The sequence below is a fragment of the Leisingera methylohalidivorans DSM 14336 genome, from assembly GCF_000511355.1.
Classification (GTDB): domain Bacteria; phylum Pseudomonadota; class Alphaproteobacteria; order Rhodobacterales; family Rhodobacteraceae; genus Leisingera; species Leisingera methylohalidivorans.
Genome location: NC_023135.1, coordinates 3,346,426 through 3,359,217, shown reverse-complemented (window position 1 = coordinate 3,359,217; position 12,792 = coordinate 3,346,426). Strand labels below are relative to the sequence as shown.

Annotated in this window: 6 protein-coding genes, 1 tRNA gene, 2 rRNA genes and 2 pseudogenes; 7 read left to right on the top strand and 4 right to left on the bottom strand. The window is 59.8% G+C overall.

The window, feature by feature from the left end:
• Nucleotides 1-59: 59 nt before the first annotated feature.
• Nucleotides 60-962 (top strand): LysR family transcriptional regulator, encoded by a 903-nt coding sequence (locus tag METH_RS16415; RefSeq protein ID WP_024091598.1) that lies wholly within the window; start codon nt 60-62, stop codon nt 960-962.
• 630 nt (nt 963-1,592) lie between these two features.
• Nucleotides 1,593-2,324 (top strand): class I SAM-dependent methyltransferase, encoded by a 732-nt coding sequence (locus tag METH_RS16410; protein ID WP_024091595.1) that lies wholly within the window; start codon nt 1,593-1,595, stop codon nt 2,322-2,324.
• A gap of 247 nt (nt 2,325-2,571) precedes the next feature.
• On the opposite strand, the gene METH_RS16405 is transcribed toward METH_RS16410, so the two are convergent.
• On the bottom strand, nt 2,572-3,570 hold the full coding sequence (locus METH_RS16405) for a LacI family DNA-binding transcriptional regulator (protein WP_044008721.1): 999 nt from the start codon (nt 3,568-3,570) through the stop codon (nt 2,572-2,574).
• A gap of 175 nt (nt 3,571-3,745) precedes the next feature.
• Between METH_RS16405 and METH_RS16400 the strand changes: the two genes are divergently transcribed.
• The 5 genes and pseudogenes from METH_RS16400 to METH_RS25395 form a co-directional block, all read left to right on the top strand.
• Nucleotides 3,746-5,110, top strand: coding sequence for a uracil-xanthine permease family protein (locus METH_RS16400; RefSeq protein ID WP_024091593.1), 1,365 nt, complete (start codon nt 3,746-3,748; stop codon nt 5,108-5,110).
• Nucleotides 5,107-6,522 (top strand): amidohydrolase family protein, encoded by a 1,416-nt coding sequence (locus METH_RS16395; protein WP_024091592.1) that lies wholly within the window; start codon nt 5,107-5,109, stop codon nt 6,520-6,522. Before METH_RS16400 ends, METH_RS16395 begins: the two co-directional genes overlap by 4 nt.
• Nucleotides 6,519-7,226 carry a sulfite exporter TauE/SafE family protein gene (locus METH_RS16390; protein WP_024091591.1) on the top strand — a complete coding sequence of 236 codons (708 nt, stop codon included), beginning with the start codon at nt 6,519-6,521 and terminating at the stop codon, nt 7,224-7,226. The genes METH_RS16395 and METH_RS16390 overlap by 4 nt, the downstream gene beginning before the upstream one ends.
• Nucleotides 7,227-7,454: 228 nt before the next feature.
• Nucleotides 7,455-8,294 (top strand): annotated as a pseudogene (locus METH_RS25400) (tyrosine-type recombinase/integrase); the annotation flags it as partial.
• Nucleotides 8,292-9,083, top strand: a pseudogene (locus tag METH_RS25395) (IS3 family transposase); the annotation flags it as partial. The pseudogenes METH_RS25400 and METH_RS25395, both read left to right, overlap by 3 nt.
• A 308-nt stretch (nt 9,084-9,391) precedes the next feature.
• Here METH_RS25395 and METH_RS16375 read toward each other — a convergent pair.
• The 3 genes from METH_RS16375 to METH_RS16365 form a co-directional block, all read right to left on the bottom strand.
• Nucleotides 9,392-9,468: transfer RNA gene (locus METH_RS16375), tRNA-Met, on the bottom strand.
• Between the two features lie 48 nt (nt 9,469-9,516).
• Nucleotides 9,517-9,631: ribosomal RNA gene (rrf, locus tag METH_RS16370) — 5S ribosomal RNA — on the bottom strand.
• Nucleotides 9,632-9,824: 193 nt separating this feature from the next.
• Nucleotides 9,825-12,668: ribosomal RNA gene (locus METH_RS16365) — 23S ribosomal RNA — on the bottom strand.
• Nucleotides 12,669-12,792 lie beyond the last annotated feature (124 nt).

Here is a 12,792-nt window from a genome sequence, read left to right as displayed (position 1 = left end):
CGGTTCATTTCTTTTATAAACAACGTGACGAACCTCATACTATTGCGTAGAACGCATGAATGAACCTGAGCGACCTGACACTGATCCAGGATATTGCGCGGCATGGCAGTTTTGCCGCTGTTGCCCGCCGCCGCGAGGTTGACCCCTCTTCTATTGGACGGCTGGTGGCGGCGGTCGAGGCAGAGCTTGGGTTCCGGCTGTTTGCCCGCACGACGCGCCGGATGGAACTGACCGAAGCCGGGGGCCTCTATCTCGCCCGGATCGCGCCGCTGACCGAGGAACTGGACCGTGCGGCGGAGGAGTCCCGCGCGATGCAGTCCGAACCGCGCGGCACCCTGCGTCTCTCGGCGTCCGCAACCTTCGGGCAAAAGTTCATTGTACCCCGCCTGGCGAGCTTTCGCCGCACCTATCCCGAGGTGGCAATCGAAGGGCTATTCACCGACTCCAATGTCGACTTGGTGGCCGACCGCATCGACCTCGCGATCCGTCTTGCGCCAGCGATACAAGGCGACTGCATCGCCGCCAAACTGATGGACACGCATTATCGCGTCGTCGCGGCGCCAGACTACCTGCGAGAGGCCCCGCCGCTGGCGCGGCCGGAGGATATCGCGCATCACCGCGCCATATTGTTCCCGTACCGCGACTACCGCTCCCGGTGGATTTTCCGGGATGCAAACGGCACCGTCACGGAACAACAGGTCTGCGGTAATCTCGTTCTGTCCCCGGCCGGCGCCATACGTGACGCGGTACTCGCCGGTCTTGGCCCGGCTCTCCTGCCGGAGTGGCTGATCGAGGACGATCTTGCGAACAGCGCCCTGTGCAGCTGCATCGAAGGCTGGGATGTCACTGCTACCTCTTCCGGCACTGCGGCCTGGCTGATCTACCCGAACCGCAGCTACTTGCCTGCGAAGGTCCGCGCGATGATCGGCTTTCTTCGTGGATCAATTCACAAAGAGGCTTAATGTCCTTGTCGTCGCTGGTTTTCGTATCGGCATTCAATCTGTAGACGAATTGAAATTCCGGGCACCGGTAGCACTCGTACCGAAAGGCGGCTGCCCGCCGGCCCCGCGGGAGCGACACGGGCAGACTGGAAGCCAGTATCGCATCCGCTTTGGGCTCACTGCCGCCACCGGCTACATCGCCGACAACCGTCCAGGCCGGTGATCGACACGCTGCGGTGCCGCAATGCGGCAGTGAGCCCACATCGGAAGTACTGAAACTTTGCTGCGCGCGCACGCCGCGCGTCAATGCGCTGCACCGCCAAAAAATTACTGCTGCATGGCAAAGAGCAACTCGGACACTCAGGCAAGGGCAGCGATGTTTCAATGGTCAATGACTAAGAGGCGCAGACGTTGCGGCCACTCGCATGTGCGATGAAATTGACATTCTTCAGCCCTCCGACCGATATAGCCAGCATGGTTGAGAAGGGCATCCACATTGCCGCCCAGTTGGCCGGTATCCCCATGGCGGGATGCCGGGATGCTAATTACGCGAACTGACCATGCTGATTGCCAGCCTCAGCCTTGCCCTTTTGGGCAAGGGTGTTAGACGTGGAAAACGTGCCTCGTCCTCCCCTTTATCTGGAGACAGGCATGGCACAGAATATCTACAGCAATCCTGATTTCTTCGCTGGTTACAGCCAGCTTCCCCGGCAAGTTTACGGGCTGGACGGTGCGCCGGAATGGCCCGCAATCCAGGCGCTGCTGCCTGAACTGACCGGAAAGGGCGTGGCCGACCTGGGCTGCGGCTTCGGCTGGGCCTCACGCTGGTTTCGCGAACACGGGGCAACCTCTGTTCTCGGATTGGATTTGTCACAGAATATGATCGAGCGTGCGAAGGGTGAAACGGAGGATGCCGGCATTGAATACCGGGTTGCCGATCTCGAAACGCTTGAACTGCCCGAGGCAGCGTTTAATCTGGTCTGCAGTGCTTTGACCTTTCACTATGTGCGAGATTTTGAGAGGCTGATCCGCATGATCCATGCGGCTTTGGCGCCCGGCGGGAATCTGCTATTCACCATCGATCATCCGATCTTCATGGCAGCCGGCAACCCGAAATGGACGCAAGACGAAGACGTGCGTAAAACTTGGCCAGTGAACGGCTATTCCATTGAGGGTGAGCGCCGTACGGACTGGTTCGCCAAGGGTGTGCTGAAGCACCATCGGACCGTGGCAACCACGATCAACGCCCTGATTGGAGCGGGTTTCGAATTGGACCGCATGGAAGAGTTTGCGCCCACACCTGAACAGATTGCAGAGATTCCGGACCGGGCCGAAGAAATGGTAAGGCCGATGATATTGCTGGTTTCGGCGCGCAAGATTTGATCCTACCGCCGTCCAGTCATATTGCATGGGCGGCGGGCATTCTAATGATTTGAAAAGGTTCACTGCCGCCTTGCGGTAGCGCAGCGAACCGCTTTGCCGTTGCGCTCTGAGCCCGGCCCTTCGTACTGCCGCTGCAGGTTCCGGCTAAGCACTCGTAAACATATGAGTTTCTCAGGTTGCCTTGAATTTCGCTTTGAGACGCAGATTGCCAGCAGCCATTTAACAAGCTGCCATAGAAGCACCCTGCTCAGCTCGCGGTGGAGACGCGAAGCACAAGTTCCGGCTGCGGAGCACTCACGGGCTTAGCAATTCCGCCGTCAATTGCGGACATCAACAGCCCGACGGCTTGGTCAGCAATGGCCTCCAGATGCAATTCCACGGCGGTCAGGGGGGGCTGGGAGAGCTTGGCTCGCAGCCCGTCGTAGCGGGTTGCGAGCCTGATATTTCGGGGAATTTTCAGACCTATGGCTGCCGCTGCCGTGACTGCGCCAGAGGCAAAGGCGTCTACCGGCACATAGAGCGCGTCAAGGTCCCCGCGGCGGGACAGCAAGTCGGCGACGGCTTCCGAGGCAAGATCCTCGCCTCCGGATTCATCCAGCTGCAGACAGGCAGGCTCGATGCCGGTCTCGTCGCAAAACAACCGGTAGGCAGCCTCTGTTTCAAGGTAGGAGTTGCGCCGCTGTTCGCCGGTGACCAGACCAATGCGGGAGGCACCGGAGGCGCGCAGGTGCTCCAGCACCATCCGGGCAGTCGCACCCGAGTTCAAGTCGACGTGCGGGATGTCCTCACGTCCGGGCACGCGTCCAATAGATACAACCGGCACCCCAAGGCCCGTGAAATGCTGAACCAGCGGATCGTCTTGGAAGGGTTCGACCAGGATCACCCCGTCCGGTGTGATGGCATCCAGCTGTGCCCCGGACTGAAACGGTGGGATCAGGCAAAGTGCCATGTTCCGCGTCAATGATGCCACCGCCGCAGTGGCCGCAATCTCCATCAGAAAACCGAGCCTCGACGGGCCCGCCGCCACCGAGAAGGGCATAGAGGACGCAAGTGCGATCATCCCGGTCCGCCCGGTGCGCAGATGCTGTGCTGCACGGTTCGGCCGGTAACCGATCTCCTGCGCGATCTTCTCAATGCGTTCCCGGGTTTCAGGATCCACATGCCGCCGCCCGCTAAAGGCATGGGAAACCGTGGTTTTAGAAACACCCGCCGCCTGCGCTAGATCGCTGATTGTAGGTTTTTTCATTGCTGCCTCGTCCGACTGCCCGGCCAACTCCGGTCCAAACCGTCTAGCAAATCGGTTTGCACGAATCAATTTCCGTGCTAAGCCAAACAATCATGCAAATCGGTTTGCATGTCATTTTCTTGCGGTTTGTTCCGGTTTTGCCCGTGGGATGGCGGGCACCAAAGGGAGGAAAACAATGTCAACACACACGCAAACGCATACCCGCGATCCCGCGGATGAAATGCTGCCACCACGCAGTCTTGCTATTTACGGACTGCAGCACGTTCTGGTGATGGCTGCGTCACCGATCACCGCGGTGTTCCTGGTGTCGCGCGCCCTCAGCTTCGATGAGGCCCTGACGGTTGCGCTGATCAGCGCCACTTTCCTGGTTTGCGGCTTCGGCACCCTGCTGCAGAGTTTCGGCCCCCGCGGCTTTGGCGCCCGGCTGCCCTTTATCATGGTGCCGGGCGGGGCGCCGATCTTCATCTTCATGGCAATTGCCGTGCAAACGGATGTTCAGACCGCGGTGGGGGCGGTGATCATGACGGCGCTGTTCTATTTCGCCGCGCTGCCAGTCTTCAGAAGGCTGATCGTGTTCTTCCCGCCCATCGTTGTGGGCACTATGCTGCTGCTGGTGTCGGTCAAGCTGGTGAAAATCTTCGGCGGCACCATCACCGGCAAGCCGGGCACGGAAGGATATGCCGACCCGATCAAGATCGCGCTGGCAGGCGCGACCATCCTGCTGACCATTCTTTGCGCCCGCTTCCTGTCCGGCACGTTGCAGCGGCTGGCGGTCATGCTGGGCCTAGTTGGCGGCACGCTGATCGCGCTCACCGTCGGCGAAGCCCAGATCACCGGCCTGTTCACCGGCCCGGTCATCGCGGTGCCGCAGCTGCTGCCCTACGGCATGCCCAAGTTCGACATCTTCGCCTCGCTGCCGCTGATCATCTTCTCGATCATCTCGATGGCTGAAGCCACCGGCCAGACGCTGGCCACCGCCGAAATAGCGGGCCGCAGCGGCAATGCGCAGGATATCGTGCCCTCCACCATCCGCGGCGATGCCATAACTTCGCTGATCGGCGGGCTGTTCGGCACCTCGCTGATCATCACCTCGGGTGAAAACATCGGCATCGTGCGTGCCACCAACGTGAAATCGCGTTACGTCACCGCGGCAGCCGGCGTAATCCTGATCCTGATCGCAATCATTGCACCGGTCGGCCGTCTGGCGTCTGCCTTGCCCGGCCCGGTTGTGGGCGGCACCGCTGTCATCGTCTTTGCCATCATCGGCGTGATCGGCATCGACATGCTGCGCCGCGTCGACCTGCGCGACCACGGCAACATGTACACGCTGGCTGCCGCGCTCACCATGGGGCTGCTGCCGACACTGGTCCCGGACCTCTACAGCCAGTTCCCGAAGTGGTCGCAGATGATTCTTGGCAATGGCCTGGCCATGGGCACGATCACGGCCGCGGTGGTGAATGCGCTTTTTGTACACATGGGGCGCGCAAACCGCCCCGCTGAACCCGAAGCCATCACTGTTGAAGCAGAGGCAAGCAAATGACTGATCTCAAGAGCCGCCTCGCCGCGGGAGGCGATCTCCTCCTCCTGCCCGGAAAGCTCCTCCATCAGGGGGAGTGCCGGACCGGCCTGGGCGTACTGATCCGCGGCGGCCGGTTCCAGGACATCGACGATGCTGAGGCGCTTTGCGCCCGGCATCCCGAGCTCGACCCGCTGTACCTGCCGGATCACCTGATGATGCCGGGGTTCATCGACAGCCATACCCATCTGACCCAGTCGTTGGGGAAGTCGCTGGTCTTTGGCGAGCCCTCGGAAATCTTCCGCCGCATCTGGGTGCCGCTGGAATCCAGCCTGAATGAGCGCCTGGTCTACCTTTCGGCCAAGCTGGCAGCCTTGGAGTGTCTCCGCGGCGGGTTCACGGCCGCAGTGGATGCCGGCACCCGCTCGGACGGCTGCATCGGCGCGCTAGCGTCCGCGGCCCGGGAGACGGGCCTGCGCAGCGTCGTCGGTTACATCTGCAACGACCTGGGCGGCACCGCCAAAGTGGCGGATCAGGCCACCATCCTGGCGCGTGCGGAACAGCATCTGGCTGCTTGGGAAGGCGACCCGCTGATCCACCCCTCCCTGGCGGTTTCCATTCCCGAAGTTGCAACCGACCGCATGCTGGCCAGGGTCTCAGGCCTGTCTGCTGAAGCAGGCGTGGTGTTCCAATCCCACGTGAACGAGCATCTGGCAGCCGTTGAGCGCTCGCTTGTGGCGCGGGGCCAGCGGCCGCTGGAGCATCTCGCGTCCATCGGCGCATTGGGGCCGCACGTTCTGATCGCCCATTCCACACTTGTCACCCCGCAAGAACTGAATCTGCTGCGCGACAGCGGCACGGCGGTGGCCTACAACCCCGTCGCCAGTGTCTGGAAGGGCAACGCGATTGCACCCGCATTGCAGATGGAGGCACTTGGCATCCGGTTTGGCCTGGGGACCGACGGCACCCGCGCCGACGGGTTCCGCCTGATGGATGCGGGCGAAAGCCTGCAGCGGGCGGGATTTGGCCTGGCCACCGGCGACAGCTCCTGCGGCGGCGGCTGGCTCTGGCTCGACGCAGCAACCAGCCGCGCCGCCGATGCGGCAGGGCTGGGCGCAGTCACGGGCGATATCGCATTGGGGCTGGCAGCCGATTTCCTCCTCGTTGATCTTGACCGGCCGGAGTTCACTCCGTCGCACGATCTGATCTGGGAGCTGGTCCGCTATGGCAGCCGCGACCAGATAGATGCGGTCTTTACGCAAGGCAAGCTGCGCCTCTGGCAAGGCTGGCCGTTGGATTGGGATGCCAGGGCGCTGATGGCTGAAGTGCGCGAACTGTCCGGTTCCGCCATCGCGGGTGCCGGCATCCAGCGCATCCACCCGGTTGCCTCCAGCCACAGAGCGGAAGCTCTCCAGAAACAGGCGGAGCCAAAGTGACTTTCGACGTTTTGCTGATCTTGTCGGCCGTGGTATTTGCCGCGGCCTTCATTCAGGGCGCGCTAGGTATCGGCTTTGCTCTGATCGTGGCGCCGGTCCTGGGCCTGGTGGAGCCGTCGCTGCTGCCCGTCACCCTGTTGATCCTGATGCTTCCGCTGAACAGCCACGTGGCCTGGCGCGAGCGTGAAGAGGTCGACTGGAACGGCGCCGGCTGGATCACGCTGGGCCGGTTCGCCGGGACTTTTGCGGGGCTCTGGCTGCTGGTGGTGCTGAGCGGCCGGCAGCTCGACCTCGCCGTCGGCTGGTTCACGATCATCGCCGCCGGAGCCGCGCTCCTTGCGCCGCGCTTTGACCCCACCCGCCCAGCGGCTTTGGGCGTTGGTCTCTTTACCGGAGTCACCGAGACTTCCACCGGGATCGGCGGCCCGCCGCTGGCGCTGCTCTACCAGCACGCCGCGGCGCCCGTACTGCGCTCGACAGTGGCAATCTGCTTTCTTGCGGGCGAGGTGATTTCCCTGATAATTCTTGCGCTCGCCGGACGCATGGAAACCGTGCAGCTGCTGGCCGCTGTGTATCTGTTCCCTGCCGTCATGCTGGGCAGTGCGCTTTCGCGGATGACACACAGCCGGATCGGCGGCCCTGGTCTGAGAGTTGCGGTTCTACTGTTTGCTATCGTTAGCGGCCTTTATCTGATTGCAGGCTGATGTGCCTTGCACCTATGAGTGCAGACCGCCGGGAGGCTCCGCTTCGAGCGCCCATTGCCGCCTTGCGGAACACATGTTGCAGGAACTGCAAGGGCGGACGGGCTAAGCCGCTCCGCGGCATTGGCGCTCGTGGCCACGGGCGTGGGGCGCCCATAACGAGGCACATTTGGCTGGCTTAGCAAGCTGCCTGACGATTGGGCCTTCTCAATCATCAGACAGGAGGCTCCCATGACAGAGGAGAGGGTGACCCGGCTGCGCCAGCGGATGATCGAAGACATGAACATCCGAGGTCTGGCGGAGAAGACCCAAAAGGCCCATATCCGTAACGTGAAGCACTTCGCGGCGTTTCTTGGCCGATCACCCGATACGGCGTCCCCCGAGGAGCTGCGGTCGTATCAGTTGAAGATGACTGAAGACGGGGTATCAGCCAGCACCTTCAATGTTCGGATCATTTCCTTGCGGTTCTTCTTCGGTGTGACCTGCGGGCGCGAAGAGATGAAGCGCTTCATGCAGTTCCACCGCAAGCCCCGCAAACTGCCCGTGGTGCTCAGCGCCGAGGAGGTGGCCGACCTGTTGGCCGCGGTTCCCGGCCCCGGGCTCAAGTATCGTGCCGCCCTTGGCATCAGCTACGGAGCCGGTCTGCGCGCCTCCGAGGTATGCAACCTCAAGGTCACGGACATCGACAGCGACCGTATGCTGATCCATGTCGATGATGGAAAGGGCGGGCGGGATCGTAAGGCGATGCTGTCGCCCAACCTGCTTGCGTTTCTGCGCGACTACTGGCGCGTGTCCCGTCCGGAGGGATGGCTCTTCCCGGGAAAGCCGAAGACCAATCCACTGTCACCACGACAGTTGAACCGGGCGTTCACCTCGGCCAAGCACATGGCGGGCATCAAGAAGGCGGCAACGCTGCACACGCTCCGCCACAGCTTTGCGACGCATCTGCTGGAGGCCAACACCGGTGTCCGGGTCATCCAGGTGTTGCTCGGCCATGCCAGGCTGAGCACCACGGCACGCTACACGCAGGTAGCCACAAAGACGATCCGCAGCACGGTCAGCCCCTATGAGCGCCGAGCCTGCCGCACTTTGGGTCAGCACCGGTCCACGCAGCGCAAGGTGCCCCAAGGCCGTGCCGATGAACAACGTCTGACCGATGACATCATCGAGCTGGCCGACAAGCATGGTCGCTATGGCTATCGCATGGTCACCGGTTTGCTGAACAATGCTGGATGGTGCGTAAATCACAAAAGGGTCGAGGGCATCTGGAGGCGTGAAGGGCTGAAGGTTCCGCCAAAACAGAAGAAGAAAGGGCGGCTTTGGCTGAACGATGGGTCTTGCGTGCGCCTGCGGCCAGAACGTCCGAACCATGTCTGGTCCTATGACTTCGTCCAGGATCGCACCGCCGATGGGCGCGTCTACCGGACGCTCAATATCATTGACGAATATACGAGGGAGGCGCTGATGATCCGCGTTGATCGCAAGCTCAATTCCACGGACGTGCTGGATGCGCTGACGGACCTGTTCATCCTGCGCGGCCCGCCAGTGTATATCAGGTCGGACAATGGGCCGGAATTTATCGCCCGGAAGGTGCGCGACTGGATTGCCGCCGTTGGTGCGAAAACAGCTTACATCGAGCCAGGATCGCCTTGGGAAAACGGATACTGCGAAAGCTTCAATGCCAGGTTCCGAGACGAGCTGCTCAATGGTGAACTGTTCTACACCCTGAAGGAGGCCCAAATCCTGATCGAGCGATGGCGCGTTCACTACAACACCGTCAGGCCGCACAGCTCATTGGGCTATCGTCCGCCTGCACCGGAAAGCATCGTTCCGATGGACCAGAGGCCCACGATGCACTAACAATTAAACCGGACCACCCGATGAGGGCACGCCAAACGGGCCCCCTGCCCTGCGGCTGCATCCCAGCCTTTCGCAGCGCTACGGCGAGATGGTCGAAGATCTCGCCCGGTCGCTGAACGCGCCGGAGGTGAAGCGGGAAGCCACAGCAGCGCTGCGGGCGCTGATTTCGCAGGTTCGGATGGTTCCGGACGCTGATGCGCCGGGCGGGCATGAGCTTGAACTTGTTGGGGAATTGGCCGGGATCATGGCTTTGGGGAGCCCGGAATCGAAAAAGCCCCCGCTGTTGGCGGAGGCTTGGTCGGAAACGCTGGTTGCGGGAGCAGGATTTGAACCTGCGACCTTCAGGTTATGAGCCTGACGAGCTACCTGGCTGCTCCATCCCGCGTCAGGTGTTTTTTTTTGATATCGTTATGAGAGGTTTGGATTTTACTAGGTTTGGCGGTGACCTACTCTCCCAGGGCTTGAGCCCAAGTACCATCGGCGCGACAGTGCTTAACTTCCGGGTTCGGGAAGGGACCGGGTGTTTCACTTGTGCTGTAGCCACCAAACCGAGGAAAATCCAAAAGCCTCCGGCTTTTGGATTTGGCGGCAGGCAGCGTGTTTGCAAAGCAAACATGCGTTGCCGCTGGTCTGTTACGTCACGGGGACGTTTCCAAAAGCGGAAGGCGTTACAATCAAGGTTGTCCAAGTCAGTTTGGGATGTGTTTGCTTTGGTTCGAGTAACACTGTCTGTTACTGGATCAAATCAAGCCTATCGGGCGATTAGTACCGGTCAACTGAATGCATTGCTGCACTTACATCTCCGGCCTATCGGCGTGGTGGTCTTCCACGGCCCTCAGGGATACCTTGTTTTGAGGGGGGCTTCCCGCTTAGATGCCTTCAGCGGTTATCCTGTCCGAACATAGCTACCCTGCACTGCTGCTGGCGCAACAACAGGTCCACCAGTGGTTCGTTCACCCCGGTCCTCTCGTACTAGGGGCAACTCCTCTCAAGTATCCTACACCCACGGCAGATAGGGACCGAACTGTCTCACGACGTTCTAAACCCAGCTCACGTACCTCTTTAAACGGCGAACAGCCGTACCCTTGGGACCTGCTCCAGCCCCAGGATGAGATGAGCCGACATCGAGGTGCCAAACACTGCCGTCGATATGGACTCTTGGGCAGTATCAGCCTGTTATCCCCGGCGTACCTTTTATCCGTTGAGCGATGGCCCTTCCACTCGGGACCACCGGATCACTATGGCCGACTTTCGTCTCTGCTCGACTTGTCAGTCTCGCAGTCAGGCTGGCTTCTGCCATTGCACTCAACGAGCGATTTCCGACCGCTCTGAGCCAACCTTCGCGCGCCTCCGTTACTCTTTAGGAGGCGACCGCCCCAGTCAAACTACCCGCCACGCAGGGTCCCGGATCCGGATAACGGACCGCGGTTAGATATCAAGAGTGCGAAGGGTGGTATCTCAAGGGAGGCTCCACCGCGACTAGCGTCACGGTTTCGATGCCTACCACCTATCCTGCACATCACAATCCTGATACCAGTGCGAAGCTGTAGTAAAGGTGCACGGGGTCTTTCCGTCTAACCGCGGGAAGCCTGCATCTTGACAGGCAATTCAATTTCGCTGAGTCGATGTTGGAGACAGCGGGGAAGTCGTTACGCCATTCGTGCAGGTCGGAACTTACCCGACAAGGAATTTCGCTACCTTAGGACCGTTATAGTTACGGCCGCCGTTTACCTGGGCTTCAATTCGGAGCTCTCACCCCTCCTTTTAACCTTCAGGCACCGGGCAGGCGTCAGACCCTATACGTCGCCTTACGGCTTCGCAGAGCCCTGTGTTTTTAATAAACAGTCGCCACCCCCTGGTTTGTGCCCCCGGATTCCACTTGCGTAGGACCCGGGCCTCCTTCTCGCGAACTTACGGAGGTATTTTGCCGAGTTCCTTCAACATCGTTCTCTCAAGCGCCTTGGTATTCTCTACCAGTCCACCTGTGTCGGTTTAGGGTACGGTCTGACGGAGGGCTATTTCCAGGGACTGATCAGCAGCCCATTCAATCCGATAAGGATGAACTACCTTCACAATCCGTCACATCCTCCTGGCCCACGAATATTAACGTGGTTCCCATCGCCTACGCCTTTCGGCCTCGGCTTAGGGGCCGGCTTACCCTGCTCAGATTAGCTTTAAGCAGGAACCCTTGGACTTTCGGCGAGAGTGTCTCTCACACTCTTTGTCGCTACTCATGTCATCATTCTCACTAGTGATCTCTCCACGGGATCGCTCACGCGCCCGCTTCATCGAAAGCTCCTTGCGTCCAATCTTTCCCGGAGGAAAGTAAGGACGCATGGAACTATGTCACACTACGCTCTGCTACCATGCACTATGTGCATCCTCGGCTTCGGCTCATGGCTTGAGCCCCGTTACATCTTCGCCGCAAGACATCTTGATTAGACCAGTGAGCTGTTACGCTATCTTTAAAGGATGGCTGCTTCTAAGCCAACCTCCTGGTTGTTTTGGACGTCTCACCTGCTTTCCCACTTAGCCATGAATTGGGGGCCTTAGCCGGAGGTCAGGGTTGTTTCCCTCTCCACGACGGACGTTAGCATCCGCCGTGTGTCTGCCATCCAGTACTCCCGGGTATTCGGAGTTTGGTTAGGATCAGTAAGCCTGTGGGGCCCCATTACCCATCCAGTGCTCTACCCCCCGGGGTATTCGGATGACGCTCTACCTAAATAGATTTCGCAGAGAACCAGCTATCTCCGAGTTTGATTGGCCTTTCACCCCTAGGCACAGCTCATCCCGATCCTTTTCAACGGATGTGGGTTCGGTCCTCCAGTGCGTGTTACCGCACCTTCAACCTGGCCATGCCTAGATCACTCGGTTTCGGGTCTGATCCCACGAACTCATGCGCCCTATTAAGACTCGCTTTCGCTGCGCCTACACCTAACGGTTTAAGCTTGCTCGTGAGACCAAGTCGATGACCCATTATACAAAAGGTACGCTGTCAGCCCTCAAGGGGCCTCCAACTGATTGTAGGCGTTCGGTTTCAGGTACTGTTTCACTCCCCTCGCCGGGGTGCTTTTCACCTTTCCCTCACGGTACTGGTTCGCTATCGGTCAGTAAGGAGTACTTAGCCTTCGGAGGTGGTCCTCCGATCTTCGAACAGGATTTCACGTGTCCCGCCCTACTTAATACGTCCCTCAGAGCTTAGAATACGGGGCTGTCACCCGCTATGGCCATGCTTCCCAGCATGTTCTTCTCACTCATCAGGCTCGGCTGGTCCGCGTTCGCTCGCCGCTACTAACGGAGTCTCTATTGATGTCCTTTCCTCCGGGTACTTAGATGTTTCAGTTCCCCGGGTTTGCTCTTATAAACCTATGTATTCAGTCTATAAGTACCTGGTTAAGCCCATTATAAGCAGCCATCCGGAATAAACCGGCGGCTATTATAACAAACTTTCAGGTGGGTTCCCCCATTCAGAGATCTTGGGATCAAAGCCTATTCCCGGCTCCCCCAAGCTTATCGCAGGGTATCACGTCTTTCATCGCCTCTTACTGCCAAGGCATCCACCAAACGCCCTTCTCGCGCTTGATTTGATCCAGAAAAAGAAAGTGTTACCTTCCGCGGCTCCGGAAGCTGGTAAGAAACCGGCGCCTTTATTCTGAACCAAAAAGCAAACTATCCCGCTCCCGGCCACATCTGCGACCAGGAACTTGTT